23 protein-coding genes, 2 tRNA genes and 2 pseudogenes are annotated in these 25,424 nt (G+C 66.3%); 16 read left to right on the top strand and 11 right to left on the bottom strand.

What is annotated here, in order from left to right; all coding sequences use genetic code 11:
- Window positions 1-19: 19 nt before the first annotated feature.
- Together metX and H4O11_RS11645 are read left to right on the top strand one after the other, a co-directional pair.
- The gene (metX, locus tag H4O11_RS11650) at window positions 20-1,132 is read left to right on the top strand and encodes a homoserine O-acetyltransferase MetX (protein WP_182339598.1); all 1,113 of its coding nucleotides are present in this window, start codon (window positions 20-22) and stop codon (window positions 1,130-1,132) included.
- 68 nt (window positions 1,133-1,200) lie between these two features.
- On the top strand, window positions 1,201-1,524 hold the full coding sequence (locus tag H4O11_RS11645; protein ID WP_182339597.1) for a DUF1294 domain-containing protein: 324 nt from the start codon (window positions 1,201-1,203) through the stop codon (window positions 1,522-1,524).
- Between the two features lie 34 nt (window positions 1,525-1,558).
- On the opposite strand, the gene H4O11_RS11640 is transcribed toward H4O11_RS11645, so the two are convergent.
- The 3 genes from H4O11_RS11640 to cydD form a co-directional block, all read right to left on the bottom strand.
- On the bottom strand, window positions 1,559-3,046 hold the full coding sequence (locus tag H4O11_RS11640; protein WP_182339596.1) for a S8 family serine peptidase: 1,488 nt from the start codon (window positions 3,044-3,046) through the stop codon (window positions 1,559-1,561).
- A 206-nt stretch (window positions 3,047-3,252) separates the two neighbouring features.
- Window positions 3,253-4,929, bottom strand: coding sequence for a thiol reductant ABC exporter subunit CydC (gene cydC, locus H4O11_RS11635; RefSeq protein WP_182339595.1), 1,677 nt, complete (start codon window positions 4,927-4,929; stop codon window positions 3,253-3,255).
- Window positions 4,926-6,689, bottom strand: coding sequence for a thiol reductant ABC exporter subunit CydD (gene cydD, locus H4O11_RS11630; protein ID WP_182339594.1), 1,764 nt, complete (start codon window positions 6,687-6,689; stop codon window positions 4,926-4,928). The genes cydC and cydD overlap by 4 nt, the downstream gene beginning before the upstream one ends.
- Window positions 6,690-6,882: 193 nt before the next feature.
- Here cydD and H4O11_RS11625 point away from each other — a divergent pair, with 193 nt between their 5' ends.
- The 6 genes from H4O11_RS11625 to H4O11_RS11600 all read left to right on the top strand — a co-directional run bounded on the left by H4O11_RS11625 (window position 6,883) and on the right by H4O11_RS11600 (window position 11,578).
- On the top strand, window positions 6,883-8,469 hold the full coding sequence (locus H4O11_RS11625; protein WP_182339593.1) for a cytochrome ubiquinol oxidase subunit I: 1,587 nt from the start codon (window positions 6,883-6,885) through the stop codon (window positions 8,467-8,469).
- A 15-nt stretch (window positions 8,470-8,484) separates the two neighbouring features.
- Window positions 8,485-9,639, top strand: a complete 1,155-nt coding sequence (gene cydB / locus H4O11_RS11620; RefSeq protein ID WP_182339592.1) for a cytochrome d ubiquinol oxidase subunit II — start codon at window positions 8,485-8,487, stop codon at window positions 9,637-9,639.
- A 93-nt stretch (window positions 9,640-9,732) separates the two neighbouring features.
- On the top strand, window positions 9,733-9,849 hold the full coding sequence (gene cydX / locus H4O11_RS11615; protein WP_182339591.1) for a cytochrome bd-I oxidase subunit CydX: 117 nt from the start codon (window positions 9,733-9,735) through the stop codon (window positions 9,847-9,849).
- A 54-nt stretch (window positions 9,850-9,903) separates the two neighbouring features.
- A tRNA-Pro gene (locus H4O11_RS11610) sits at window positions 9,904-9,980 on the top strand.
- A gap of 84 nt (window positions 9,981-10,064) precedes the next feature.
- Window positions 10,065-10,141 (top strand) — tRNA-Pro (locus tag H4O11_RS11605).
- Window positions 10,142-10,363: 222 nt separating this feature from the next.
- On the top strand, window positions 10,364-11,578 hold the full coding sequence (locus H4O11_RS11600) for a CynX/NimT family MFS transporter (protein WP_182339590.1): 1,215 nt from the start codon (window positions 10,364-10,366) through the stop codon (window positions 11,576-11,578).
- 52 nt (window positions 11,579-11,630) lie between these two features.
- Here H4O11_RS11600 and H4O11_RS11595 read toward each other — a convergent pair whose 3' ends face one another.
- From H4O11_RS11595 to H4O11_RS11565, 8 genes and pseudogenes are all read right to left on the bottom strand, one after another.
- Window positions 11,631-12,131 carry a ClpXP protease specificity-enhancing factor gene (locus H4O11_RS11595; RefSeq protein WP_182339589.1) on the bottom strand — a complete coding sequence of 167 codons (501 nt, stop codon included), beginning with the start codon at window positions 12,129-12,131 and terminating at the stop codon, window positions 11,631-11,633.
- A gap of 85 nt (window positions 12,132-12,216) precedes the next feature.
- Complete coding sequence (locus H4O11_RS11590; RefSeq protein WP_182339588.1) at window positions 12,217-12,852, bottom strand: glutathione S-transferase N-terminal domain-containing protein; 636 nt, start codon at window positions 12,850-12,852, stop codon at window positions 12,217-12,219.
- 168 nt (window positions 12,853-13,020) lie between these two features.
- The gene (locus tag H4O11_RS11585) at window positions 13,021-13,770 is read right to left on the bottom strand and encodes a cytochrome c1 (RefSeq protein WP_182339587.1); all 750 of its coding nucleotides are present in this window, start codon (window positions 13,768-13,770) and stop codon (window positions 13,021-13,023) included.
- Window positions 13,763-15,022: a cytochrome b gene (locus tag H4O11_RS11580; protein WP_182339586.1), complete on the bottom strand. Its 1,260-nt coding sequence runs from the start codon at window positions 15,020-15,022 to the stop codon at window positions 13,763-13,765. Before H4O11_RS11580 ends, H4O11_RS11585 begins: the two co-directional genes overlap by 8 nt.
- Window positions 15,022-15,642, bottom strand: coding sequence for a ubiquinol-cytochrome c reductase iron-sulfur subunit (gene petA / locus H4O11_RS11575; protein ID WP_182339585.1), 621 nt, complete (start codon window positions 15,640-15,642; stop codon window positions 15,022-15,024). Before petA ends, H4O11_RS11580 begins: the two co-directional genes overlap by 1 nt.
- A gap of 175 nt (window positions 15,643-15,817) precedes the next feature.
- Window positions 15,818-16,414 (bottom strand): annotated as a pseudogene (locus H4O11_RS19580) (lytic transglycosylase domain-containing protein); the annotation flags it as partial.
- A gap of 185 nt (window positions 16,415-16,599) precedes the next feature.
- Window positions 16,600-16,756 (bottom strand): annotated as a pseudogene (locus H4O11_RS19575) (lytic transglycosylase domain-containing protein); the annotation flags it as partial.
- A gap of 57 nt (window positions 16,757-16,813) precedes the next feature.
- Window positions 16,814-17,770, bottom strand: coding sequence for a helix-turn-helix transcriptional regulator (locus H4O11_RS11565; RefSeq protein WP_182339583.1), 957 nt, complete (start codon window positions 17,768-17,770; stop codon window positions 16,814-16,816).
- A 72-nt stretch (window positions 17,771-17,842) separates the two neighbouring features.
- Between H4O11_RS11565 and H4O11_RS11560 the strand changes: the two genes are divergently transcribed.
- The 8 genes from H4O11_RS11560 (at window position 17,843) to H4O11_RS11525 (ending at window position 25,419) form a co-directional block, all read left to right on the top strand.
- Complete coding sequence (locus H4O11_RS11560; protein ID WP_182339582.1) at window positions 17,843-18,463, top strand: glutathione S-transferase family protein; 621 nt, start codon at window positions 17,843-17,845, stop codon at window positions 18,461-18,463.
- A gap of 191 nt (window positions 18,464-18,654) precedes the next feature.
- Entirely contained in the window at window positions 18,655-20,079 is a 1,425-nt protein-coding gene (gene miaB / locus H4O11_RS11555) for a tRNA (N6-isopentenyl adenosine(37)-C2)-methylthiotransferase MiaB (RefSeq protein WP_182339581.1), read from the top strand.
- Window positions 20,080-20,332: 253 nt separating this feature from the next.
- On the top strand, window positions 20,333-21,319 hold the full coding sequence (locus H4O11_RS11550; RefSeq protein WP_182339580.1) for a PhoH family protein: 987 nt from the start codon (window positions 20,333-20,335) through the stop codon (window positions 21,317-21,319).
- Window positions 21,316-21,801: an rRNA maturation RNase YbeY gene (gene ybeY / locus H4O11_RS11545; RefSeq protein WP_182339579.1), complete on the top strand. Its 486-nt coding sequence runs from the start codon at window positions 21,316-21,318 to the stop codon at window positions 21,799-21,801. Before H4O11_RS11550 ends, ybeY begins: the two co-directional genes overlap by 4 nt.
- 69 nt (window positions 21,802-21,870) lie before the next feature.
- Window positions 21,871-22,557, top strand: a complete 687-nt coding sequence (locus tag H4O11_RS11540; RefSeq protein ID WP_182339578.1) for a hypothetical protein — start codon at window positions 21,871-21,873, stop codon at window positions 22,555-22,557.
- 34 nt (window positions 22,558-22,591) lie between these two features.
- A complete protein-coding gene (locus tag H4O11_RS11535; protein WP_182339577.1) occupies window positions 22,592-23,140 on the top strand; it encodes a hypothetical protein in 549 nt (182 codons plus the stop codon).
- Between the two features lie 123 nt (window positions 23,141-23,263).
- The gene (locus H4O11_RS11530; RefSeq protein WP_182339576.1) at window positions 23,264-24,145 is read left to right on the top strand and encodes a CorC family transporter; all 882 of its coding nucleotides are present in this window, start codon (window positions 23,264-23,266) and stop codon (window positions 24,143-24,145) included.
- Entirely contained in the window at window positions 24,142-25,419 is a 1,278-nt protein-coding gene (locus tag H4O11_RS11525; RefSeq protein WP_425506043.1) for a lipoprotein N-acyltransferase Lnb domain-containing protein, read from the top strand. Before H4O11_RS11530 ends, H4O11_RS11525 begins: the two co-directional genes overlap by 4 nt.
- The last annotated feature ends 5 nt before the right edge of the window (window positions 25,420-25,424 follow it).

Below are 25,424 nucleotides of genomic sequence, written 5' to 3'. Positions count from 1 at the left end.
CCGACGCTAGAATGTCGGCATGACCGAATTCATTCCACCTGGCAGCCGCTTCCACGCCCTCTCTTCGCCTTTCGCGTTCAAGCGCGGCGGCACGTTGCTGGGTGCCCACGTTGCCTATGAAACCTGGGGAACGCTGGATGCCACCGCCAGCAACGCCATCCTGATCGTCACCGGGCTGTCGCCGGATGCGCACGCCGCCAGCAACGCCACCAATCCCGCTGCCGGCTGGTGGGAAGCCATGCTGGGCCCCGGCAAGCCGATCGACAGCGATCGCTGGTACGTCATCTGCGTCAATTCGCTGGGCAGCTGCAAGGGCTCTACCGGTCCGGCAAGCATCAACGCGGCGACCGGCGAGCCCTATCGCCTTACCTTCCCCGAGCTTTCAGTGGAAGACGGCGCGCGCGCGTCTGTCGAGGTCGTGCGTGCGCTTGGCATCACCCAACTCGCCTGCGTGATCGGCAATTCGATGGGGGGCATGACCGCGCTGGCCCTGTTGCTGCTGCATCCCGGCATCGCGCGCAGCCACATCAACATCTCCGGCAGTGCGCAGGCCCTGCCCTTCTCCATTGCCATCCGCTCGCTGCAGCGCGAAGCCATCCGGCTCGACCCGCAGTGGAACGGTGGTCGCTACGATGATGCGCAGTATCCGGAATCGGGCATGCGCATGGCACGCAAGCTGGGCGTGATCACCTACCGTTCGGCACTGGAATGGGACGGCCGTTTCGGACGCGTGCGGCTGGATTCGGACCAGGCCGACGATGATCCGTTCGGACTGGAGTTCCAGGTGGAAAGTTACCTGGAGGGGCATGCACGGCGCTTCGTGCGGTACTTCGACCCCAACTGCTATCTGTACCTCAGCCGATCGATGGACTGGTTCGACTTGGCCGAATATGGCGGCGGTGATGTCATGGCCGGACTGCGCAGGATCCAGGTGGAGAAGGCATTGGCCGTCGGCGCCAACACCGACATCCTGTTCCCGGTGCAGCAACAGCAGCAGATAGCCGATGGCCTGCGCGCCGGCGGTGCGCAGGCCGGATTCATCGGCCTGGATTCACCACAGGGCCACGACGCCTTCCTGGTCGATTTCGAGCGCTTCGGTCCAGCCATACGCGGCTTCCTCGACGCGCTGTGAGCAGACGACCTGCGCCTCGCAGGCGGCATGCACCGCGGCCCCGCGAGCCGCGGCTGCCACCCCGCGCCATGCTGGCGCTGGCCGCTTCGGGCATGCTGCTTGCCTGCGCTGTGGTGGGCTGGATTCCTGCCTGGCTGGCCTGCTGGATACTCGTGGCCAGCGCATGCAGCTTCGCCCTGTACTGGCGTGACAAACGCGCCGCCCAGCACGCAGGCCGGCGCACACCGGAACGTACGCTGCAGTTGCTGTCCTTTGCCGGCGGCTGGCCGGGCGCGCTGCTTGCCCAGGCCCTGCTGCGGCACAAGAACCGGAAGGCCAGCTTCCAGCAGGCCTTCTGGTTATGCGTGGTGGCCAACATCGGCGCGCTGCTGGTGTTGCTGCGGGCTCCGTAACGCCCGGGCCAGCAGGGGGCGCCGAACCCGGCACTCACGGCATCGCATCCAGCTTGGCGATCGCCGCGCGCAGGTTCGGCAGTGGACCGATGTGGCCATTGTTGCCGACCTGTGGCGTACCCGTGCTGGTAAGCAGGTCTCGCAGCTGCAGTGGGCTCAGCGTGAGGCCGCGCGCCTTGGCCACGCCGGATACCGCCGCCACCGCCGAAGCGACGATCGGTCCTGCACTGGACGTTCCCGAGAACGTCTGCGTATACAGCGCATTGCGCCCGCCGTTGTACAACTGCCCGTAACCCGTACTGGCAACACAGTTTCCCCAGCCCTGCAGATTCACCCGACGACCATAGGTGGAGAAGCCTTGCCGGGAGCGTGCCGGTACCCGGTCCCGGCACCACTGTTGCACCGAGGATCCGCCCGCGCCGGCGAGGATGGCTCCGGAGTCGGGACGACCGTACGGAAACCCGCGTCCAAAGCATGGGGCGTCCAGGTTGACGTTGCCATTGCCGGCGGTCTCCACCACATGGATGCCGCGCCTGACCACCGACACGACCGCATCGTAAATCGACGGGATCCATTCAGGTGCGACGAAACCCGTGCAGGGGGATGGACCAGGGAACTGCTGCTCGATGAGGATCACGTCACCAGCGCTCAGTTTCGCACCCGCCAGCAGCACCGCATTGCCGACGTTGTAGCCCGTCTGCGGGCTGGTGACATTGACATAGTGCGGCGTAGCGCCGTTGACCAGACCTCTTACCCCATGTCCATTGTCATCGGCGACCATCTCGCCCAGCACTGCTGTCCCATGCGCGTTGTCATTGAACGGATCTGAAATCACGCCACCCTGTTTGATCCAGGTTCCCGGAACGCGCAGTTTGGTCAGGTCTTCATGCTGCCAGTTCCAGCTGTACTCGATATCCACCACGCGTATGCCCGTGCCATCCCCGCCGGGGACCGTCCGTGCATATACGGCATCGATTCCGTTTGTGGCAGCAGCCGATGCGTAGCCCTGGCGCGCCACGAACAACGGCGACGCAGCAGGCCCGGGCAGCGCCGATGATGACGGCGGCGGCGACGGCAACGGCGCGGGATAGGCGATATCCACCGCGTCCATCGCATTGAGACGTTCGACCACCTGCACGATGTCCTCCCCACTGCGCAGATGCATGCGATACCACTGATGCAGGGCAGGCAGCCCTGCCCGTGCGCGTGCTGCCACCTTGGCGTCAGCTGGCAGCACGTCCGCGCTGAACAAGGGCTCGACGCGGTCGACCGGACCTGCCGTGGCAGTCAGCGCATCCAGCCCGGCCAGTGCACCCCGTTGCCGTGATACCCACCGGCCATCGCGAAGCCGGGTATCGTCATCGTTCCGGAACTTGACTTCGATGATGGTTCGCGAGTCGTTCCACCCAAGCACGGTCATCGCCGGCTTGTCGAACCCTCCCTCCGCAGCGGATGCCGGGGCGGCGTCAAGTAGTGCCAGGGCCAGGCCGACAAGCAGGGGGGTGCATCTACAGGATTTCATCGTGGCAGCTCCTTTACAGAAGGAAGCGCAGCCGGGCGGCCGTGCACGCCAACGCATTGGCGCCACACCAGTCTGTCGAGGACGGCAGACACGCCCCATCAGCGCAGGTCACGACAAAAGGAAGGAAATATCTGCCCGCTGCTGTCAGAACCACACAACGGTGGCCGTCGCCATCGCACGCCGGCCGACCCATCTGCGTCCCCCGGTCAGTCGACGAACAGCTTGCCGTCCTGCAACCGGTACACCACATCCACCACGCCTTCGGGCAGCGCGTCATGGGTGATCATCAACAGGCTGCGGCCCTCCAGCAGCACGGGCAGGTCGCGCAGCAGCGCGTGTGCGGTGTCCACGTCCAGCCCTTCGGTGGGCTCGTCCAGCACCAGGATCGGCGAGCCGCGCAACAATGCGCGCGCCAGCGCCAGGCGACGCGCCTGCCCGGCCGAAAGGGTTGCTCCGTTCTCGCCAACCCAGCCCTGCAAGCCGCCCACGGCTCGCGCCCAATCGCCCAACCGCACGCGTTCAAGCATTGCCCACAGGACCTCGTCGCTTGCACCGGGATCGCCCAGGCGCAGGTTCCCGGCAACGCTGCCGGCAAACACCGGTGCATGCTGCGGCAGCCACGCAATCTGCCGGTGCCAGTCTTCCTGCGCATACGCCCGCAGGTCGACGCCACCATGGGTGATCCGCCCGGAACCCGGGTCATGCAACCGCAACAGCAGGCTCGACAACGTGGTCTTGCCGCTGCCGCTGTCACCACGGATGGCGATGCGCTGGCCCGGCGCCAGGGTCAGGTCGATGCCATCGAGGACGTTGCGGGCATCCGCTGGCCAGGCGAACCGGACCTGCTCCCACTGCAGCGTCGCCGCGACCGTGGGCACGGGTTGCGGCTGCACGGGCTCATCCACCATCGGCGGCTGGTCGACGATCCCATGCAGGCGCGCCACCGCGACGCGCCCGGACTGCAGTGACTGCCACGCCAGGCCAAGGCCCGCCCATAGTTCGATCAGCGCCACGGTGAGGAACACCAACCCCGCAGCCAGCGGCGCATCGATGCGCCCCTGGCCATGCGCCGACAGCGCCAGCAGCAGCATGGACAACAAGGTAGCGCCGGTCAGCAGGCCATGCAGCGCGGTACTGGAAACCAGCCGCCAGCGCCGACGCCGGTCACGGGCACGCAACTGGCGTGCGGCCACGTCGACCCGCCCCTGCCAATGATCCAACGCATCCAGCGCGGCCAGGTCAGCGGCCCCTTCGATGCCTTCAAACGACAGGTTGCGCAGGCGGGTGCGATGCTCGGCACGGTCCCGCTCTTCGGCACCGCGTCCGTGCACACCCAGCCACGGTACCCCCACCCCGACCAGCAGGGCGGCGGCCGCAAGCAGTGCCGCCGCTTCGGGCAGGATCAACCACGCCGACGCGATCGCGACCACGCCCATCGCCCCCAGTGCCATCAAGGGTGCCAGCGCGCGCACCCACAGCCCGTCCACTTCGGCGATATCGCCCAGCAGGCGCGCCAGCAGTTCACCGGTGCGCGTCCCCCCCAGACGGCCAGGCGCCAGCGGCAGCGCGCGGCGGAAGAACCACACGCGCGCATCGCGCGCGATGCGCAACGTCACGTCATGGCCGACCAGCTTCTCGAAATAGCGCGATGCGATGCGGGCCATGGTCAGGCCACGGATGCCGGCCGACGGGGTGAAGAAATTGAAGCCGCTGCCCAGGCCTGCCGCACCCGCCAGCGCGGAGGCAGTGAGGAAGCCGCCGGACAAGCCCAGCAACGCCGTGCCGGCCAGCATGGTGGTCCACAGCAGCAGCACGGTGAGCAGCAGCCCTGCGCGGTGGCGCAGGAATACGGTGCGCAGCCGGTCGGAATGGGGCGCGCTCATGCACGGCCCTCCTGCAGTCCGTGGTGCAGGCGTCCTTCGGGCAACACCAGGGTGCTGTCGGCCCACGCCATCGCTGCCGCGGCATGGGTGGCGATGACCACGCTGCGGCCGCGCGCGAACACCGCCAGCGCATGCAGCAGCGCCGCTTCGGTACCCGGATCGAGGAACGCGGTGGGTTCGTCCAGCAGCATGATGCCCGGGTTGCGCAACAGCAACCGGGCCAGCCCGATACGGCGCGCCTCGCCCCCGGACAGGCCGAAGCCGCGCTCGCCGATGACCGTGTCCAGCCCTGCCGGCAAGCGGTCGGCGAACTGCAGCACCTGGGCAGCCTGCGCCGCCGCACGCAGCGTGGCCAGGCTGGCGGTGGGATCGGCCAGGCGCAGGTTCTCCGCGATCGAGCCATGGAACAGATAGGGCCGCTGTCCCGCATAACCGATCTCCAGCCCGGGACGCACCAGCACGCTGCCCTCGCGGGGCGGCAACCAGCCCGCCAACGCCTCCAGCAACGTGCTCTTGCCGCTGCCGCTGGGACCGACCAGGGCCAGGCGCTGGTTGGGTTCCAGCTCGAAGGTGATGTCGCGCAGCACATCGTGCGCCGCACCCAGCGGGCGCAGCGCCAGGGCGTGCGCCTGCAACGGCGGGGCATGTCGACGCATCGGTTCGGCAGGCGATGCCGGGACATGCGCGGCAACGGGCGGCACCGGGCCGGGCAGCACGCCCAGCAGGCGCTCGATTTCCGCAGCCGCAGCCAGTGCATTGGCACGGTCGTGATAGTGCGCAGCCAGCCGTCGCAGCGGCGCGTAGAACTCCGGCGCCAACAGCAGGCAGAACAATCCTGCTCCCAAGCTCGGCACCTGCGCATGCAGCGACATCATGCCGAGGTAGCTGAGGCCCAGGTACAACGCCACCATGGCCACGCTGACCGAGGCGAAGAATTCCAGCACGGTCGATGACAGGAAGGCGATCCGCAGTACTTTCATCGTACGTTCGCGCACCCCTTCTGCTGCCGTCGCCACGCCTTCCAGCTCGGCCGGCCCGCGTCCATACAGGCGCAGCAGCCCCAGGCCCTTGATGCGGTCGGCGAAGTGCCCGCTCATGCGCGCCAGTTCGCCAAGCTGCGCGCGCCCGGCCGCCTCCGCGCCCCAGCCCACCAGCATCATGAAGAAGGGCACCAGTGGTGCGGTGGCGATGAAGATGATCGCCACCACCCAGTCCACCCATGCCACCGCAACGGCGATGACCAGCGGCACCACCACCACCTCGATGCGTACCGGCTGGAAGCCGCTGTAATAGTTCTCGATGGCATCGGCATGCGCCAGCATCATCTCGCCCAGTTCGCCACTGCGCTGCTGGCGCAGCCACAACGGTCCCTTGCGCAGCAGGCAGGCATAGGCGCGCTCGCGCAGGGCCAACCGCGCCGCGTCGGCCACCTCGCCCGCCGCCAGCTGGGTAACGCTGCCCAGCACGGTTCGCAGCAGCAACGCCGCCCCCAGCGCCACCAGCACGGCGATGCCGTCGGCCAGCGGTGCGCGTTCCACCAGCACGTGCTGCACCAGCCAGGCGATGGCTGCCGCCTGGCCGACCAGCAGGATGCCGGACACGCTGATGGACAGCGCAGCCAGGCGCCGGCGGCCCGTTGCCACCACGGCCAGCCCATCAAGCCAGCGCTGGCGGACTTTCCGCTGCTGCGCTTCGAGACTGTGTCGGTCGATGTCCTGGCTCACGATATCTCGGCTGGGAAGGGAGTGGGGCCCCGGCATTGTAGAGGTTGCCCATCGGCCTCCTGCGGCAGGCGGTCGCACCCGCGCAACAGTTGGCATAGGATTGCCCCGGGGATCCCTTCATACATTGATCTGAATCAAGGCTGTTAGAAGTAGTCGGTCGCATCATCACGCCACGTAGACCTACCCTTCCCGCAACCCAGACGGCACTATCCCACGAGGTAGCCAAGCCATGATCGATTCGACAGTCGTAGAACTGTCGCGGCTGCAGTTCGCCCTGACCGCGATGTATCACTTCCTCTTCGTACCCCTGACCCTTGGCCTGTCCTTCCTGGTGGCCATCATGGAAAGCGTGTACGTGATGACCCGCAAGCAGGTCTGGCGTCAGATGACCCTGTTCTGGGGTGCCCTGTTCGGCATCAACTTCGCCATCGGCGTGGCCACCGGCCTGGTGATGGAATTCCAGTTCGGCATGAACTGGTCCTACTACAGCCATTACGTGGGCGACATCTTCGGCGCGCCACTGGCCATCGAAGGGTTGATGGCCTTCTTCCTGGAGGCGACCTTCATCGGCCTGTTCTTCTTTGGCTGGAAGCGCCTGACCCCGGTCAAGCACCTCACCGTGACCTGGCTGATGGCGCTGGGCACCAACCTGTCGGCGGTATGGATCCTGATCGCCAATGGCTGGATGCAGTATCCGGTGGGTGCCGTCTTCAATCCTGACACCATGCGCATGGAGGTGGTCGACTTCGCCGCGGTGCTGCTCAATCCGGTGGCGCAGGCCAAGTTCGTGCATACCGTCAGTGCCGGCTACGTGACCGGTGCGGTCTTCGTCATGTCGATCAGCGCACTGTACCTGCTGCGCGACAAGCACAAGGACATGGCGCGCCGCTCGTTCGCGGTGGCCGCGGCATTCGGGCTGCTGTCCTCGCTGTCGGTGGTGGTGCTGGGCGATGAGAGCGGCTATGCCGCCAGCGAACACCAGAAGATGAAGCTGGCCGCGATCGAAGCGATGTGGGAAACCGAGCGTGCCCCGGCTGACTTCACCGCCTTCGGCATCCCCAACCAGCAGACCCACCAGAACGACTATGCCATCAAGATCCCGTACCTGATGGGCCTGATCGCCACCCGTTCGCTGGACCAGCCGGTCCCGGGCATCCTGGAACTGGTGGAGCGCGCCGAACATCGCATCCGCGGCGGACAGATCGCCTATGGCGCGCTGCAGCGCGTGCGCGCCGACAAGGACGACATGCAGGCGCGCGAAATGTTCGACCGGCACTGGCAGGACCTGGGCCATGGCCTGCTGTTGAAGCGCTATCGCGAAGACATCGGCAACGCCACGCCGGAAGAGATTTCCAAGGCGGCCATGGATACCGTGCCGCGGGTCGCACCGCTGTTCTGGACCTTCCGCATCATGGCCGGGCTGGGCTTCTACCTGATCGCCTTCTTCCTGCTCGCCTTCTATTTTTCCTGTCGCAACAACTTCCAGCACAAGCGCTGGTTCCTCAAGCTGGCGGTGTGGTCGCTGCCTGCACCGTGGATCGCCATCGAATGCGGCTGGTTCGTCGCCGAGTATGGTCGCCAACCCTGGGCCGTGGATGGGGTGCTGCCCACGTTCTACGCGGCCTCCGGCCTGGCACTGCACCAGATACTGACCACGTTGGCCGTGTTCACCGTGCTGTACACGGTGCTGCTGGTCATCGAAGTCAAGTTGATGCTCAAGGCGATCAGGAAGGGCCCGGAAGAGATCCTGCCCACGCTGCAGCCTTCGACGCCGCTTGTTTCCCACAAAGCCGCCCCGGCCCCCGGCCAGGCATAAGGCAGGAGAACCCAGATGGAATTCATTGGACTCGATTACACGACACTGCGCGTGATCTGGTGGCTGCTGCTCGGCATCCTGCTGATCGGCTGGGCGGTGATGGATGGTTTCGACCTTGGAGTAGGCACCCTGCTGCCCTTCGTGGCCCGCACCGATGACGAGCGACGGCTGGTGATCAACACCGTCGGCCCGGTATGGGAAGGCAACCAGGTCTGGCTGGTGCTGGGGGGCGGCGCGATCTTCGCCGCCTGGCCGCCGCTTTACGCGGTGAGCTTCTCCGGCTTCTACCTGGCCATCTTCGCCATGCTGTTCGCCCTCATCCTGCGCCCGGTGGGCTTCAAGTACCGCAGCAAGATGCCCAGCAAGCGCTGGCGCGACAGCTGGGACTGGGCCCTGTTCGTCGGCGGCCTGGTCCCCGGCCTGATCGCCGGCGTGGCAGTGGGCAACGTACTGCTGGGGGTGCCGTTCCACTTCGACGACAGCATGCGCATCTTCTACACCGGCTCCTTCTTCGGCCTGCTCACCCCGTTCGCACTGCTGGCCGGCCTGGTCAGCGTGGCGATGCTGGTGGCGCATGGCGCGGCCATGCTGGTGATCAAGACCGACGGCCCGGTGGCAGAACGTTCGGCCCGCTATGGCAGCATCGCGGCGCTGGCCAGCTTCGTGCTGTTCGCCGTTGGCGGCGCATGGGTGGCGTTCGGCCTGCCCGGTTACCAGATCACCTCGCAGGTGGTCACCGACGGTCCGACCAATCCGCTGTTGAAGAGCGCTGAAATCGGCAGCATCGCCGGTGGCTGGTTGCGCAACTACAGCAGCATGCCGGCCACCGCACTGGCGCCGGTCGTCGGCCTGCTCGGTGCACTGGCCAGTGCGGTGTTGCTGCGGGCCCGCCGCGGTGGCCTGGCCTTCCTTGCCTCGGGCGCGTCCATCGCGGCCATCATCCTCACGGTCGGCTTCGCGATCTTCCCGTTCCTGCTGCCCTCGTCCAGCCAGCCGGTTTCCAGCCTGACGGTATGGGACAGCTCGTCCAGCCACCTGACCCTGTGGATCATGCTGCTGGCCACGGTGATCTTCCTGCCGATCATCCTCGCCTACACCACGTGGGTCTACCGCGTACTGAAGGGCAAGACCACCGCTGAAGAAATGGGCGACAACCCCAACGCATATTGACCAACAGGCGCATCGGCAGCACGCCGATGCCCTCCTTCCAGCGTGCTGGCCAAGGGCCAGCACCTCCCGATCAGCCCCAACAAGGAGCACACCATGTGGTATTTCGCCTGGATCCTCGGCACCGGCCTGGCCTCGGTCGTGGCCATTCTCAACGGGATGTGGTTCGAAGCCCGCGAGTCGGGCCGGATCGACGGCCGCGAGGGCGGTTGATGCAACAAAAGTGTTGCCGCCTCGGCCTTCACGGGGTATCTTAGGCGGCTCCTTCGGGGTGTAGCTCAGTCTGGTAGAGCGCTACGTTCGGGACGTAGAGGTCGCAGGTTCGAATCCTGTCTCCCCGACCACTCAAGTGGCCGGAATTACCGAAGGTGAAAGGCGATTCCCCTTGCCGCCATATGCGGGAATCGATATGATAGGCGGCTACCCTTCGGGGTGTAGCTCAGTCTGGTAGAGCGCTACGTTCGGGACGTAGAGGTCGCAGGTTCGAATCCTGTCTCCCCGACCACCCAGGTGGTCACAAGCAAGCCTGGAAGACGAGAAGTCCTCCGGGCTTTTTTGTGCCTGCGCGCTTGCAGCGCAAGGCTACGCGGCCCGATGCAACAAGGTCGGGCGCGATGCGCGAGGCGGCGTACAATGGCGCCCTTCCCCCACCTGCCGCACCGGCCCATGCCCGGTGCCGCTGCTGCATCCAGGCGCCGCCACCCAGCGCCTGCAAGGATCCATCATCATGACGCCCGCTGCCTCCCCCGCCACGCCCTCGCTGCTGCACGGCCGCGCACTGGTGTTTGCCGCCATCCTGCTGGCGGCGGTCAACCTGCGCACCGCAGTCACCTCGGTCACCCCACTGCTGGACGTGCTCGGGCAGGACTTTGGCTTCGGCACCACCATGACCGGTGTGCTGGGCATGCTGCCTACTGCTTCGTTCGCCCTGTTTGGCGTATGCACCCCGATGCTGGCGCGCCGGCTGGGACTGGAGCGCACCACCCTGCTGGCCATGGCGCTGGCAACGATCGGGCTGCTGCTGCGTTCCAGCGCCGTCGGCGTGGGCAGCCTGCTGGCGGGCTCGATCATCGCCCTGGCCGGCATGGGCATCGGCAACGTAGTCGTGCCGCCGCTGGTGAAACGCTACTTCGCCAACAAGGTCGGCACCATGAGCACGCTGTACATCAGCGTGCTGCAACTGGGCACCATGCTGCCCGCCCTGCTGGCCGTGCCGGTCGCCAACGCGGCAGGCTGGCGGGTCTCCCTGGGCATGTGGGCGCTGCTGGCGCTGGCCGCCACGCTGCCATGGCTGATGCTGGTGCGCCGTGCGCCGCACCCCGACACCCTGGCCGCCACCCCGGATCCGGCCGCACAGCCGCACGGCAAGGTGTCGCGCACTTCGCTGGGCTGGGGCATGACGCTGATGTTCGGCATGACATCGCTGATGACCTACTCGATGTTCACCTGGCTGCCGCGGATCGTGGTCGAAGCCGGCGCATCGCCCGCGTTCGGCGGCATCATGGTGGCGGTTTTCTCCGCGCTGGGGCTGCTGCCCTCGCTGCTGATCCCGTCGCTGGCCGTGCGCATGCCCAACCCATTCCCGCTGGCACTGGTCGGCTTCGGCTGCTTCACCGTCGCCTTCGCCGGGTTGCTGCTGGCACCGATGAAGGCGCCGCTGCTATGGGCCTGCCTGCTTGGCCTGGGGCCCTCCACGTTCCCGCTGGCACTGACCCTGATCAACCTGCGCACGCGCACCGCCACCGGTTCGGCTGCCTTGTCCGGCTTCATGCAGGGCCTGGGCTACAGCTTCAGCTGCCTGGGACCGTTCCTGGTCGGCTGGCTGCACGCACTCAGCGGCAACTGGGTGCTGCCATTCGGCTTCCTGTTCGTCTGTGCGCTGGTGATGCTGTCCGCGGCGTGGTTCGCCTGCAAGCCGCGCAAGCTGGAAGACCTGTGGTGATGGTTCGCCACGCCTGAATGCAAGCCGCCGCCCCAGGGGGCGGCGGACAAGGTCATTTGACCACGCGCAGCTGTGGGCGCCCGCTGGGCCTGGGCGGAGTGTCATCGGGAGGATTGCCGTCCGGTGGCGTGTCCTCCGGCGGCGTACCGTCGGCAGGTGCATCATCCACGGCCGCAAGGGTGGGACCACTCGGGGCCTCATCCTCGGCCGGCTCCGAGCCGATCACGTCATCCGGTAGCGCCATGCCCTGCCCGGTCTCACGTGCATAGACGGCCAGCACCGCGCTGATCGGCACCTGCACGGCATAGCTCACGCCGGAAAAGCGGGCGGAGAAGGCCACCGATTCATTGTCGATCAACAGGCGGACCACGGCGCGTTCGGCGATGTTCAGCACGACGCGCCCGTCCTTGATCGACGATGGCGGCACCTGCACGCCGGGTACGCCGGCATCCACCAGGATGTGCGGCGTCAGCTGGTTATCGTTGATCCACTCCACCAATGCGCGCAACAGGTACGGGCGGTGGCTGGTCATCCGGAAGAATTCTTCAGTCATGCGTGAAGTGTACGCGTCCGCCCCCACGCTTGGCACGGGGACGGACGCTACGTTCGGCTGCGAGTAGAAAAACGCGGCCTGCCACTCAGACCGGCAGGTCGCGCAGCTTCCTTTCCTGGTCGGTGAGGCTGCGGATGAAACCGGGGTGGCGGAAGATACGGTTGCCGTAATCTTCGATCGCCTTGCCATCCTTGGGAAGCGGAACATCCAGCGCCTTCAGGCGCCAGATGATCGGAGCCACGGCACAATCGGCCAGGCTCATTTCCGGATTGAGGAAGAACTTGCTGGCCTTGAACAAGGGCACCGACGCCGTCAGCAGCTCCTTCAGGCGCTTGCGTCCGGCTTCGGCCTGGCTCTTGTTGCCCAGCTGGATGGCCTGCACCTGCGGCACCCAGTCGTGTTCGATGCGCAGCATCGCCAGCCGGATCCGTGCCCGCGACAACGGGTCGACCGGCATCAATGGCGGATGCGGATAGCGCTCGTCCAGGTACTCGCTCACCACCGAGGCGGCGTACAGCACCAGCTCGCGCTCCACCAGCGTGGGGACCGAGTGGTAGGGATTGAGATCGATCAGGTCTTCGGGCGGATTCTGCGGATCCACCGCTACAAAGTCATAGGTGACGCCCTTGGCCGCGAGGACCAGGCGCACCCGATGACAGAGCACATCGTCGTTCGAGGAAAACAGCGTCAGGGTATTACGCATGCGTACGCTCGCCGCCATCAAAGGCTCTCCAACGACAGGAGTCCGCCTGCCGCATCGGTGCTGCCGGACCACTTCCGACAGTCGACTCGTTCCTGAGTGTGCAACCGGCGATCACAAAAGCCAATAGGCCATGGGTATCATCCAGCCACCTGTCGACGCAATCAGAGCAGGCAGTGGCCCGAACCGTCAATGCACGTCCTTCCAGTACTCTTTCTTCACCAGGTACAACAGGAAGGTCAGGAAGGCCAGGAACAGCACCACCCATACGCCCAGCTTCTGGCGCTTCAGCGCCGCCGGCTCGCCGGCATAGGCCAGGAAGTTGGTGATGTCCCGTACCGACTGGTCGTACTGGGCCGCGTCCACGTTGCCCGGCGCGCGCAGTTCAAGCGCAAGCACCGGCGGATCCAGGCCGGGCGCCTCGGGCTTGCCGAGCACCGCATGCTGCATGCCCTGCATCTGCCATAGCGGGTTGGGCATGGATGCATTCGGGAACACGGTGTTGTTCCAGCCCAGCGGACGGTTGCTGTCCAGGTAGAACGACTTGAGGTAGGTGTAGACCCAGTCCGGGCCGCGCACGCGCGAAATCAGGCTCAGGTCCGGCGGCATCTTGCCGAACCACTTCTCGGCCTCTTCCTTCGGCATCGCCACCGGTACCGGATCGCCCACGGCCGACCCGGTGAAGTTGAGGTTGTTCATCACCTCCTCTTCGGTCAGCCCCAGGTCGGCGGCCATCCGCGAGTAGCGCAGGTATTTCAGCGCGTGGCAGCTGGAGCAGTAGTTCATGTAGAGCTGCGCACCGCGCTGCAGCGAGGCGCGGTCACCCAGGTCGTTGCCTGCCTGCAGCAGCTTGGCGGTGCCTTCTGCAGCCAGTGCGGCGGCACTGCCCAGCAGCATCGTGGCCACCAGGGCCAACCGGATCATCCAGCGCTCAGTCATGCGTGGTCACCCTTTCCGGTACCGGCTTGGTCTTGTCCAGCTGCGTCCACAGCGGCATGGTGATGAAGAAGGCGAAGTACAGGAAGGTCAATGCACGCCCGACCCAGGTTTCCCACACGGCCGTGCCGGGGCCGGAGCCGATCACCCCCAGCCAGACGAAGCACACCACCAGCACGCCCAGCATCACTTTCGAGATCCAGCCGCGGTAGCGCACCGACTTTACCTTCGCGCGGTCCAGCCAGGGCACCAGGAACAGGATGGCGATGGCCGAGAACATCACGATCACGCCGCCCAGCTTGTTCGGGATGACCCGCAGCATTGCGTAGTACGGCGTGTAGTACCAGACCGGCTTGATGTGTTCCGGGGTAACCAGCCGGTTGGCCTCGGTGAAGTTGTCGTGTTCCAGGAACTGCCCACCGAAGGCCGGCGCGAAGAAGATGATGAAGGCCGCGATGATCAGCAGAAAGCCGGCGCCCACCCCATCCTTGAGCGTGTAGTAAGGATGGAACGGGATGCCATCGGTGGGCGCGTTGGGCGACCAGCGGTTGCCCTTCGGCCCCTTCTTGATCTCCACGCCGTCGGGGTTGTTCGAACCCACCTCGTGCAGCGCGCCCAGGTGCAGCACCACCAGCAGCAGCAGCACCAGCGGCAGGGCGATCACGTGCAGCGCGAAGAAGCGGTTGAGGGTGGCATCGCTGGGCAGGTAATCGCCCATGATCCATTCGGTGAGCCCGTTGCCGATCACCGGTATGGCGCCGAACAGCGAGATGATCACCTTAGCGCCCCAGAACGACATCTGGCCCCATGGCAGCACATACCCCATGAAGGCTTCGGCCATCAGCACCAGGTAGATCAGCATGCCCAGTATCCACACCAGCTCGCGCGGCTTCTGGTAGCTGCCGTACAGCAGCCCGCGGAACATGTGCAGGTAGACCACGATGAAGAACAGCGACGCGCCGGTGGAATGCATGTACCGGATCAACCAGCCCCATTCGACGTCGCGCATGATGTATTCGACCGACGCGAAGGCTTCGGCCGCGCTGGTCTTGTAGTGCATCGTCAGGAAGATGCCGGTGACGATCTGGTTGACCAGGATCAGCAGCGCCAGCGAGCCGAAGTAGTACCAGATGTTGAAATTCTTCGGCGCGTAGTACTCGCTGACATGCTTGCGGTAGACCGGCATCAGGCCGGGGGCCCGTGCATTGATCCAGCCGGCGACGCCGTTGGCGGTACGCACAAGGATGTTGGCCATCAGGCAGTCCCCTCCGGATCCACGCCGATGATGATGGTGTTGTCATCCTGGTAATGGTGCGGCGGCACCAGCAGGTTGATCGGTGCCGGGACGTCGTTGAACACACGGCCGGACATGTCGAAACGCGATTTGTGGCAGGGACAGAAGTATCCCCCCTTCCACTGCGGGTCGTAGGGTTCCGGGCGGATCTCGGCGACCATTTCCGGGGAGCAGCCCAGGTGGGTGCACAGGCCCACCAGCACCGATACATCGGGCTTGATCGATCGCAGTTCCGGATTCTGCTGCAGCACATACTCCGGTTGCTGGTCCTTGACCTCCGACTCGGGGTCCTTCAGCCGCCCATCCAGCCCCGGCAGTGCGTCAAGCATCGCCTTGGAGCGTTTGACGATCCAGATCGGCTGGCCGCGCCATTCCAGGATCAGCCGCTGGCCTTCCTGCAACGCACTGATGTCGGCCGTCACCGGTGCACCGGCGAGCTTGGCCCGCGCACTGGGATTCCAGGACTTGATGAAAGGAACAGCGGTGAAACCGACGCCTACCGCACCGACCACCGCAGTGGTGGCGGAAAGAAAACGGCGACGTCCCTGGTTGACTGGATCGTATACCCCATCGTTGGCCATCCGGCACTCCGATATTGATTAGGTAGCTTTAAGGCTGCCAGCAGTCTGGTGGGGGCCAGACCACTATGAATCTGAAGCGAGTGTAGCCGAACGTTGGCGTTGGTCAATGCGTTGGGTCGCAAGTCCGGGACAGGCAGGCCACTGGCCGGCATGGATCTGCCGGTGCCGGCGACGGTCAATGCGTGGTAGCGGTGGCCAGCGCTCCGCGGTAGCGCTCGGCCAACTGCCCTACCCGTTGCACGTAGTAGCGGGTCTCACTGTAAGGCGGCACGCCGCCATGGCGGTCCACCGCGCCCTCGCCGGCGTTGTAACCGGCAGCGGCAAGGGTCAGGTCGCCGTTGAAGCGCTTCAGCAGCCAGGCCAGGTACTGCACCCCGCCGCTGATGTTCTGCGCTGCATCATAGGAGTCCATGACGCCGAACCGCGCCGCCGTGGGCGGCATCAACTGCATCAGGCCCTGCGCTCCAGCGCGGCTGAGCGCGGTCGGGTTGTACGCCGATTCGGCGTGGATGATCGCCCGCACGACAGCTTCTTCCACACCGTACCGGCGCGCGGCGGCGGCGATCTCGCTCTGGAACGCGGTGGTATTGAGGCGGACCGAACCGAAGTTGACGCCCGGACGGGCGCCACAGGCAAAACAGCGCTCGATGAAGCTGTAGCGGATGGTGCGTACCTGGCCCAGGCTGGCCACCTGCGATGGACGTGCACTGGTGTAATGACGCACGCCGTCCTTCATGAAAGAGTAGACCTGTCCACTGACGACACGCCCGTCCTTGTTTGCCGGCGGCGGCGTGGTCGCGGCAACACGGGCGGGCGCCGGCGTGCTGGGCAGGCTGCTGCGCGGCGCCGCCTCGCGGCCGGGCATGGCGGTGGCCTTGGCTGGTGCTGGTGCTGGTGTCGATGCCGGTTGCGCGGGCGCGGTGCGCGCCACCGGACGCGGACGCGCCTGTTCACGCGCATAGCTGATGACGCTGCATGAAGCCCCCGCCACGCGCTTGCTGACATAGCTGGTCGCGCCGTCACCGCCAACGCACTTGTACAGGGTGCCCGCACTGGCCGGCACAGCCGACAGCGCAGCGATGATGACCGCCGTGGTCCCCAGAATCCCCTTCATGGGCGCGAGTTTCCCAGCTTCCCGCTGCCTTGCCAAGCGGGCGAGGCATGCCATGCCCTACCCCGCCGCCAGCAGCGCGCCAAGGCCGGCCACCTCGGCGGAAAGATCGGCATGCAGCCCGGGGGGATCGGTACGTATGGCCAACGCGCGCTGGCCGACGCTCAGTATCTGCGCGGCCAGCATGGCCGGCGTCTCCGCCCCCATCCGCAGCCAGCAGTGCGCGCCCCCGTCTTCCTCCAGCACGCCGCACCATGCTGGAATGGCATGCTCCAGCGTCGCCAGGCTTCCGGCCAGGTACAGCTCGGCACGCAGGGGAAATGGCGAGCGGCTCACCGCCTGGCGGACCATCGCGTCGGCCGGCGCCGGCAACCGCCGCGGCAGGCCCGGGCCCGGCATCCTCTGCACCGTGCCGATGCGGTCCACGCGCAGGGTACGCCAGTCGTTGCGGCCAAGATCCCACGCCAGCAGGTACCACCGCCGGCCATGGTTGACCAGATGCAGGGCCTGCACTTCCCGCTGCGATGCCTGCCCGTGGTGGCTGCAGTAGTCGAAAGCAAGCAGGGCGTTTTCGCGGCAGGCCAGCGCGAGTTGGCCAAGCACGCGCGCATCGGTGGCAGGCGGGTCGGAAAGCGTGGTGGTGATGGCGTGCACCTGCCCTGCCTGGCGTTGCCGCCGCGCCGGCACCAGCGGATCCAGCTTGCCGAGCACGGTGCGTGCGGCGTCCTCCATCCCGGCGATGCTGCTGGCGGCAGCACGCAGGGCGATGGCCACCAGGATGGCTTCATCTTCGTCCAGCAGCAGGGGCAGCACCTGCGCCCCCGCCCCCAGGCGATAGCCACCGCCGACGCCGGACGAGGCCTGCACGGGGTAGCCAAGCGCGCGCAGACGTTCGATATCACGGCGCACGCTACGCCGGTCCACGCCCAGCCGCTCGGCCAGCTCGGCACCGGACCAATGGCGACGGGCCTGCAGCAGGCCGATCAGGGTCAGCAGGCGGTGGGCAGTCGGGTGCATGGTTGATCGAGGACAGAATCTGTCCGCAATACTGCGCCACCATGGCCGCACTTGCCAGACAGGAACCACGCCATGAACACCCGCCACATCACGCTGTACCACGCCTCCCCGTCCCGCTCCAGCGGCGTGCTCACCCTGCTTGAAGCGCTGGGTGCCGATTACGAGCTGAAGCGGATCGACCTCAAGGCAGGCGACAACCTGCGCGCGGACTTCCTTGCCCTGAACCCCATGGGCAAGGTACCGACCATTGTCCACGACGGCGTGCTGGTGACCGAGCAGGTGGCCGTTTACCAGTACCTGGCCGAGCTGTATCCCGAAGCCGGCCTGGCGCCCGCGCCCGGTGACGCGTTGCGCGGGCCGTTCCTGCGCTGGCTGGCCTTCTATGGATCGTGCTTCGAGCCGGCGATGGTCGACAAGGCGATGAAGCGCGACGCCGTGCCGCGTGGCATGTCGCCGTATGTGGATGCCGATACCGTGCTGGACGTGCTGGAGCAGCAGTTGGCACCGGGCCCGTGGCTGCTGGGCGAGCGCCAGAGTGCCGCCGACTTCCTGTGGGGAAGTGCGTTGGGTTGGATGAACCAGTTCGGCCTGTTGCAGCCCGGCCCGGCGACCGCCGCCTACATTGCACGGATGGCGGCGCACCCGGCCGTCCTGCGCGGCCAGCAGGTCGATGCCGGGCTGGCGACCGCCTGACAGCCTGGCGATCCGTGGTAACGCCGGGCCATGGCGAACGATGCGATGCCCCCCCACGGGTAGCGCCGGGCCATGCCCGGCGAACGACGCGATGCCCCCCCACAGGTAGCGCCGGGCCATGCCCGGCGAACGATGCTGGCGCGAACGGGTAGACTAATACGCTTTCCCGCCACCCGCCTGGACTAACCACCATGACCGGGACGCCAGACGTCTTCCCCCCCGTCGCCTTGGGCGACACGCCACTGATTGCCCTGCCCACCACCAGCCCGCGCAAGCCGGACCAGGTTCGCGGCAAGCTGTACATCAAGACCCACGGTTGCCAGATGAACGAGTACGACTCGGCCAAGATGGCCGACGTGCTCGCCGCCAGTGATGGGCTGGAGCTGACCGACAATCCCGAAGATGCCGACGTGGTGCTGGTCAATACCTGTTCCATCCGCGAAAAAGCGCAGGACAAGGTGTTCAGCCAGCTCGGCCGCTGGAAGGCGCTGAAGAACAATGGCCGCGACGTGATCATCGGCGTCGGCGGCTGCGTCGCTTCCCAGGAAGGCGAAGCGATCGTCAAGCGCGCCCCTTACGTGGACCTGGTCTTCGGCCCGCAGACGCTGCATCGGCTGCCGGAACTGATCCGCGCGCGCCGCGAACAGAACCGTCCGCAGGTGGACATCAGCTTCCCGGAGATCGAGAAGTTCGACCGCATGCCGGAACCGCGCGCGGAAGGTGCATCGGCCTTCGTATCGATCATGGAAGGCTGCTCCAAGTACTGTTCTTTCTGCGTGGTGCCGTATACGCGCGGCACCGAAGTCAGCCGTCCGTTCGAGGACGTGCTGGTGGAAGTGGCGCAGCTCGCCGCACAGGGCGTGCGTGAGATCAACCTGCTCGGGCAGAACGTCAACGCCTACCGCGGGCCGTATGGCGACGGTGAAGTCGCCGACCTCGGCCTGCTGATCCGCACCATCGCCGAGATCGAAGGCATCGGCCGGATCCGCTTCACCACCTCGCACCCGCTGGAGTTCAGCGACTCGCTGGTGGATGCCTACCGTGACGTCCCGCAGTTGGCCGACTTCCTGCACCTTCCGGTGCAGGCCGGCAGCGACCGCGTGCTGTCGGCGATGAAGCGCGGCTATACCGCGCTGGAGTTCAAGTCCAAGATCCGCAAGCTGCGCGCGGTGCGCCCAGGCATCTCGATCAGCTCGGATTTCATCGTCGGCTTCCCCGGCGAAACCGACGCCGATTTCGAGAAGACCATGAAGCTGATCGAGGACGTGGGCTTCGACCAGAGTTTCTCCTTCATCTATTCGCGCCGGCCCGGCACGCCCGCTGCAGACCTGGAAGACACGATCAGCGATGCGGAAAAGCACGCACGGCTTTCGCGCCTGCAGGCACGGATCAACCAGCATGCCGCAGGGATTTCGGCGGCGATGGTAGGAACGGTGCAGACCGTGCTGGTCGAAGGACCTTCGCGCAAGGATCCGAACGAGCTGACCGGCAAGACCGAGAACATGCGCTCGGTGAACTTCGCCGCGCACCCACGCCTGGTCGGCCAGTTCGTCGACGTGCTGATCACCGAGGCATTGGCCAACTCGCTGCGCGGACGGGTGCTGACCGACGCCTGACGGCGACACGGCGCGCCCCGGGCCAACCGGGCCTGGGGCCTTTCGCCACCTGGCTGGCCTTTCACCACGCCGTCATCGCCCTTGTGGCACAAGCGCCATGCGGGACCCACCACCGCTTTTTCCTGCTGCGGTCCATGCCCGTGGTGGGAAAGCGCATATCGGCGCGCATGCTGGCTGCCAGCCGGGCACGCGCGCTACCCTTGCCATCCCTGAGTCCATCGCGGTGGCCGGCGTCCCCGCCCCACCCTACGCAATGAAAAGCATCGAGCACCGAGATTTCACCCTGTCGCCGGAAGACAACCGGCGGCTGGCCAACCTGAGTGGGCCGTTCGACGGCCACCTGCGCCAGATCGAGCTCAAGCTCGGTGTGGAGATCGCCAATCGCGGCCACGTGTTCCGCATCAGCGGACCCGCCGAGGCCGCACTGGAAGCCCAGAAACTGGTTGAAGCGCTATATGCCGAAGCCGCCGAGACCACCTTCGACAACCACGCCATCCACCTGCGCCTGACCCAGGCCAACGTGGAGCAGATCGCAGACCGTTCCTACGAAGCGCAGGAAGTGGCGATCCGGGTGAAGCGTGGCACGGTACGCGGCCGTGGTGCCAACCAGGCCCGCTACCTGCACCAGATCGCCCGCCACGACATCAATTTCGGCATCGGTCCTGCCGGCACCGGCAAGACCTTCCTGGCGGTGGCCAGCGCGGTGGAAGCCTTGAATGAATCACGCGTGCAGCGGCTGGTCCTGGTGCGCCCGGCGGTGGAAGCTGGCGAAAAACTCGGCTTCCTGCCGGGTGACCTGAGCCAGAAGGTAGACCCCTACCTGCGCCCGCTGTATGACGCGCTGTATGAAATGCTCGGCGTTGAAAAAGTGGTCAAGCTGCTGGAAAAGAATGTCATCGAGATCGCGCCGCTGGCCTACATGCGCGGGCGAACGCTGAACGATGCGTTCGTGATCCTGGACGAGGCACAGAACACCACCATCGAGCAGATGAAGATGTTCCTGACCCGCCTGGGTTATGGCTCCACCGCAGTGGTGACCGGCGACCTGACCCAGACCGACCTGCCCAAGCACCTGAAGTCCGGCCTGCGCGATGCCATCGACGTGCTGCGCGACGTGGACGGCGTCAGTTTCACCTTCCTCGAGGCACGCGACGTGGTCCGCCATCCGCTGGTGGCGCGTATCGTCACCGCTTACGATCGCCGCGACCTGCATGAGATCCAACCCGGAGCCACGCCATGACCCGCGGTCCTGTACGACTGGACGTTGCTGTCAGCTATGCCCTGCCCCGCACCGGCCTGCCCTCGGCGGTCAGCTTCCGCAAATGGGTGGCCGCCGCATTGAAGAGCCGCATCCGCGAAGCCGACCTGGCCATCCGCGTGGTGGACGCCAAGGAAGGCCAGTCGTTGAACCGGCACTATCGCGGCAAGGACTACGCCACCAACGTGCTGAGCTTCCCGGCCGACATGCCCGAGGGCCTGCCAAAGGGGGTCAAATTCCCGCTGCTCGGCGATCTGGTCATCTGTGCCCCGGTGGTCGCCCGCGAGGCCGACGAACAGGGCAAGGCACTCAATGCCCATTATGCGCACCTGACCGTGCATGGCGTGCTGCACCTGCTGGGCTGGGACCACGAAGACGACAAGGAAGCCGACGCCATGGAGCAGTTGGAACGCGACATCCTGGCCGAACTGGGAATCGCCGATCCATATGCCGGCGAGCGCTGAGCCACGCGTGACGGCTGTCCACGCGTCGTGATTCAATGCACGGATGACTCTCTGGCCAGGATGCCGGTAATGATCGAACAACGCCCCACATGGGTAGCTCCGCTGCTCTTCGCGCTCTGCCTGGGTTTCGCGCTGTGCGCGCATTGGCTGCCCTGGCGTGCCGATTACCGGCTCAGCCTCGCAGGCGTGGGCATGGTCGGCATGCTGTTGGCCGCAGGCCCTGCATGGCGCTGGTTGTCGGCGTGGAGCCAGCGCTCGCCTGCCCGCGTCCGGTTGCTCTATCTCACCGCGCGTTGGATCACCGGCCTTGGCGTCGCGAGCCTGCTGGTATCGGGGGCAGTGGGCTGGCTGTGGCCAGTGATGGCCGCAAATGGCGGACAGCCGCACCTCACCACAACGCAGTTCATGGTCAGCGTGGCCAGCGGCTTGTTGGCTGCCCTGTGCGCGCCGGTCGCGTGGCGGGTGATGGCTACCGAACGTTGGCGCATCACCGGCGCAATGCGCAATCCGGGCTGGCTGTACGCACGCCCATGGCAATTGCTGGTGTTGCTGGCCTGCTCGATGACATACCTGGGCCTGCTGCGTGGCCTGGACGAGGCAACGCGACAACAACTGCTGTTGCACGTGACCGGAACATTGCTGCTGCTGGTTTCCAGTCTGCTGGCCGGCACCTGCGTGTTCGGCTGTGTGTTCCTGCTGCTGCGCTGGCGGCTGCAGGGCTTGTCCAGGCGCGTCGCCATGCGCCCTGCGCCATGATCGCCCCTTCCGTCCGCCGCCGGGTCCCTTGTCCGTGAATCCAAATCTTCTGCTGTCACTCATCCTGCTGGGCAGTGGTGCCTCCGCCGCAACACTGGACGTGGCGGCGTTGGTCGAATGCCGCCAGGACGTGGCCGCCCATGCCGCGCTGACTGCCGCCGTGGCCGATCCGCTCAAGGCCGTCGCCAATGGGCTGCAACCCTTGCCACGGCAGAACCAGTTCATGGACGAATTCCGCCTGGCCACGCCCATCACCGTGTTCGGCCACCGCACCGAACGGGTCGCGCTGGCCGGCGCAAGCATCATGGCGGTGCTGGACGAGCCCGATCCGCGACCGCTGGCGAGTACGCTGGAGCTGGAAACCGGCTACGACGCAGACGGCAAGTTCATGGCCGGGCGGGAACTGGTCAGCCGCGACATGCGCGATCCGGGAACCGGGGAGGCACAGATCGAATCGATCATCCTCAGCATTTCCACCGTCCAGAGCCACCCGGGCAAGACCCTGGCCGGCTGTACCTACAGCCTCGACCTGCCGGCCGAAGACGACGCGCCAGCGTCCCCCGCCACTGCCGCGGACGGCTGAAACCGGCCGCCGGATGGGCGCCGCCAGCACCTTCAGGGGCCCCCTGGCAGGATGCACGACATGCCCTGACATCCTGCTAGACTGCAGCCAACGCCCGGCACGCCGGGTGCCTTTTTTCCCGAGATGTCAGAAGACGACAGTACAAGCTCCGCACAGGAGCACAGTGAAAAGAAACGCAGCTGGCTTGAACGCCTGAGCGCTGCGTTTTCCGGTGAACCCCATACCCGCGACGAGTTGGTCGCCTTGCTGCGTACCGCGCAGGAAGACGGACTGATCGCCGCCGATACCCTGAAGATGATGGAAGGTGCCATTTCGGTCGCCGAACTGACCGTGGGCGACGTGATGATTTCGCGTTCACAGATGGTGTCGCTGCCGGTCGAGGCGCCCTTCCTGGACCTGATGAAGCAGGTGGTCGAATCAGGCCATTCCCGTTTCCCGGTGCACGGCGACAACAAGGACGACATCCTTGGCGTGCTGCTGGCCAAGGACCTGCTGCGTGGCGTGGTGGCCGACCAGGGACCGGGCACCATCCGCGAACTGCTGCGGCCGGCCGTGCTGATTCCCGAAGCAAAGAAGCTCAATGTACTGCTGAAGGAATTCCGCCTGTCGCGCAACCACATGGCCATCGTGGTGGACGAGTACGGCGGTGTCGCCGGCCTGGTCACCATCGAGGATGTGCTGGAGCAGATCGTCGGCGAGATCGATGACGAACACGACGAGGCCGAGGATCCCGCCGCCGGCATCGCCATCCAGGCCGATGGTCGCTACGTGGTGGATGCGCTGACCGCCATCGGTGACTTCAACGAACGTTTCGGTGCTGGTTTCCCCGATGACGATTACGACACCATCGGCGGCCTGGTCACCGAAGCCATCGGTCATCTGCCGGAAATCGGCGACGAACTGGCGCTGGACCGTTTCATGTTCCGTGTCGCCCGGGCTGATGCCCGCCGTGTGCAGGCGTTCCACGTGACCGTGCTGCCACCGGACGACCAGGACGCGGCTTGAACCGTTTCATCTGCACGCTGCTGACCGGCTGGCTGGCCGTGGCCCTGCTGGCCGGGCTGTTGTCCTGCCTGCCGATGCCCGTGCGGGCCCAGCAGGCCGTGCCGACGTCAGCAGGTGCCCAGGCTGCGTCCAGCGTGGCCAATCCGGATGCCGATGTCCCGCGTATCGGCGTGGTCACGATGCAGCCTGGCACGATCTTCTTCGAACGCTTCGGCCACGATGCCATCGTGGTGGTCGATCCGCTGTCCGGCGCGGCCACCTCCTATAACTTCGGCTTCTTCGACCCGGGCGAACCGGACTTCATCAGCCGCTTCGTACGCGGCGAGATGATGTATTACCTGGTGGCGCTGCCGCTGCAGCAGGATCTGTCCTATTACGATGAAACCGGCCGCGGCGCCAGCGTGCAGTGGCTGGACCTTGCCCCGCAGCAGGCGCGTGCGCTGGCCGCCGACCTGGCCGAACGGGCGCAGCCGGAGAACGCGCGCTACCGCTACGACTATTACACCGCCAATTGCGCCACGATGGTCCGCGACACGCTGGACAAGGCGATGGACGGTGGCCTGCACGCCCAGCTCTCCGGCCGTTCGCGCGGCAACACCTACCGCAGCGAATCGGTGCGGCTGGCCTCGCCGGCACCGTGGATGTGGCTGGGTTTCGACCTTGGCCTCGGTCCCTTCGCCGACCAGCCGCTGTCGCGCTGGCAGGAAGCCTTCGTGCCGATGCGGCTGGCCGATGCACTGCGCGAAGCGCGCAACAGCGAGGGGCGCCCGCTGGTGCAGGCCGAACAACAGCTGCTGGCGCACCGGATCGCCGCCGAACCGGCCGAACGGGCACGCGTGTGGTGGCCCTGGTTGCTGGTGGGGCTGGTGCTGGGCGGCGGGGTGATCGCGCTGCGCCAGCGTCCGCGCCTGCTGGCTGCGTTGGCCCTGCCGTTCTGGCTGCTGTCCGCGGTGGCCGGTGGCCTGCTGGTGTTCCTGTGGGGCTTCAGCGACCACCATGCAGCGTGGGCCAACCGCAACCTGCTGCAGCTATCGCCGCTGTGCCTGCTGTTGCTGCCCGGTGCGGTGGCGCTGCTGCGCCGGCGCCGCCCCGGCACGCTGTTCCGCATCGTGCTGTGGGCCGTTGCCGGCCTGTCGCTGGCTGGGCTGGTACTGCACTGGCTGAGCCTGCAGGCACAGTACAACGTGCAGTGGATCGTGCTGCTGCTGCCCCTGCACATGGCCCTGGCGTGGGTGCTGGGGCGCAGGCGGGGCTTGTCCCACCGCCTGCGCTGACGCAC

Source organism: Stenotrophomonas tumulicola, assembly GCF_014117215.1.
GTDB classification, from domain to species: domain Bacteria; phylum Pseudomonadota; class Gammaproteobacteria; order Xanthomonadales; family Xanthomonadaceae; genus Stenotrophomonas; species Stenotrophomonas tumulicola.
This window is presented reverse-complemented; position numbering and strand designations above follow the sequence as displayed.

Excerpts from the sequence above, each read along its gene's own strand:
- H4O11_RS11625 (WP_182339593.1), top strand. The coding sequence starts at position 6,883 with ATGATCGATTCGACAGTCGTAGAACTGTCGCGGCTGCAGTTCGCCCTG.
- H4O11_RS11550 (WP_182339580.1), top strand. The coding sequence starts at position 20,333 with ATGAAAAGCATCGAGCACCGAGATTTCACCCTGTCGCCGGAAGACAAC.
- cydB (WP_182339592.1), top strand. The coding sequence starts at position 8,485 with ATGGAATTCATTGGACTCGATTACACGACACTGCGCGTGATCTGGTGG.
- cydX (WP_182339591.1), top strand. The coding sequence starts at position 9,733 with ATGTGGTATTTCGCCTGGATCCTCGGCACCGGCCTGGCCTCGGTCGTG.
- petA (WP_182339585.1), bottom strand. The coding sequence starts at position 15,642 with ATGGCCAACGATGGGGTATACGATCCAGTCAACCAGGGACGTCGCCGT.
- H4O11_RS11645 (WP_182339597.1), top strand. The coding sequence starts at position 1,201 with ATGCTGGCGCTGGCCGCTTCGGGCATGCTGCTTGCCTGCGCTGTGGTG.
- H4O11_RS11580 (WP_182339586.1), bottom strand. The coding sequence starts at position 15,022 with ATGGCCAACATCCTTGTGCGTACCGCCAACGGCGTCGCCGGCTGGATC.
- H4O11_RS11600 (WP_182339590.1), top strand. The coding sequence starts at position 10,364 with ATGACGCCCGCTGCCTCCCCCGCCACGCCCTCGCTGCTGCACGGCCGC.
- miaB (WP_182339581.1), top strand. The coding sequence starts at position 18,655 with ATGACCGGGACGCCAGACGTCTTCCCCCCCGTCGCCTTGGGCGACACG.
- H4O11_RS11585 (WP_182339587.1), bottom strand. The coding sequence starts at position 13,770 with ATGACTGAGCGCTGGATGATCCGGTTGGCCCTGGTGGCCACGATGCTG.
- H4O11_RS11560 (WP_182339582.1), top strand. The coding sequence starts at position 17,843 with ATGAACACCCGCCACATCACGCTGTACCACGCCTCCCCGTCCCGCTCC.
- cydD (WP_182339594.1), bottom strand. The coding sequence starts at position 6,689 with ATGCCGGGGCCCCACTCCCTTCCCAGCCGAGATATCGTGAGCCAGGAC.
- metX (WP_182339598.1), top strand. The coding sequence starts at position 20 with ATGACCGAATTCATTCCACCTGGCAGCCGCTTCCACGCCCTCTCTTCG.
- H4O11_RS11540 (WP_182339578.1), top strand. The coding sequence starts at position 21,871 with ATGATCGAACAACGCCCCACATGGGTAGCTCCGCTGCTCTTCGCGCTC.
- H4O11_RS11530 (WP_182339576.1), top strand. The coding sequence starts at position 23,264 with ATGTCAGAAGACGACAGTACAAGCTCCGCACAGGAGCACAGTGAAAAG.
- H4O11_RS11590 (WP_182339588.1), bottom strand. The coding sequence starts at position 12,852 with ATGGCGGCGAGCGTACGCATGCGTAATACCCTGACGCTGTTTTCCTCG.
- H4O11_RS11595 (WP_182339589.1), bottom strand. The coding sequence starts at position 12,131 with ATGACTGAAGAATTCTTCCGGATGACCAGCCACCGCCCGTACCTGTTG.
- H4O11_RS11640 (WP_182339596.1), bottom strand. The coding sequence starts at position 3,046 with ATGAAATCCTGTAGATGCACCCCCCTGCTTGTCGGCCTGGCCCTGGCA.
- ybeY (WP_182339579.1), top strand. The coding sequence starts at position 21,316 with ATGACCCGCGGTCCTGTACGACTGGACGTTGCTGTCAGCTATGCCCTG.
- cydC (WP_182339595.1), bottom strand. The coding sequence starts at position 4,929 with ATGAGCGCGCCCCATTCCGACCGGCTGCGCACCGTATTCCTGCGCCAC.
- H4O11_RS11565 (WP_182339583.1), bottom strand. The coding sequence starts at position 17,770 with ATGCACCCGACTGCCCACCGCCTGCTGACCCTGATCGGCCTGCTGCAG.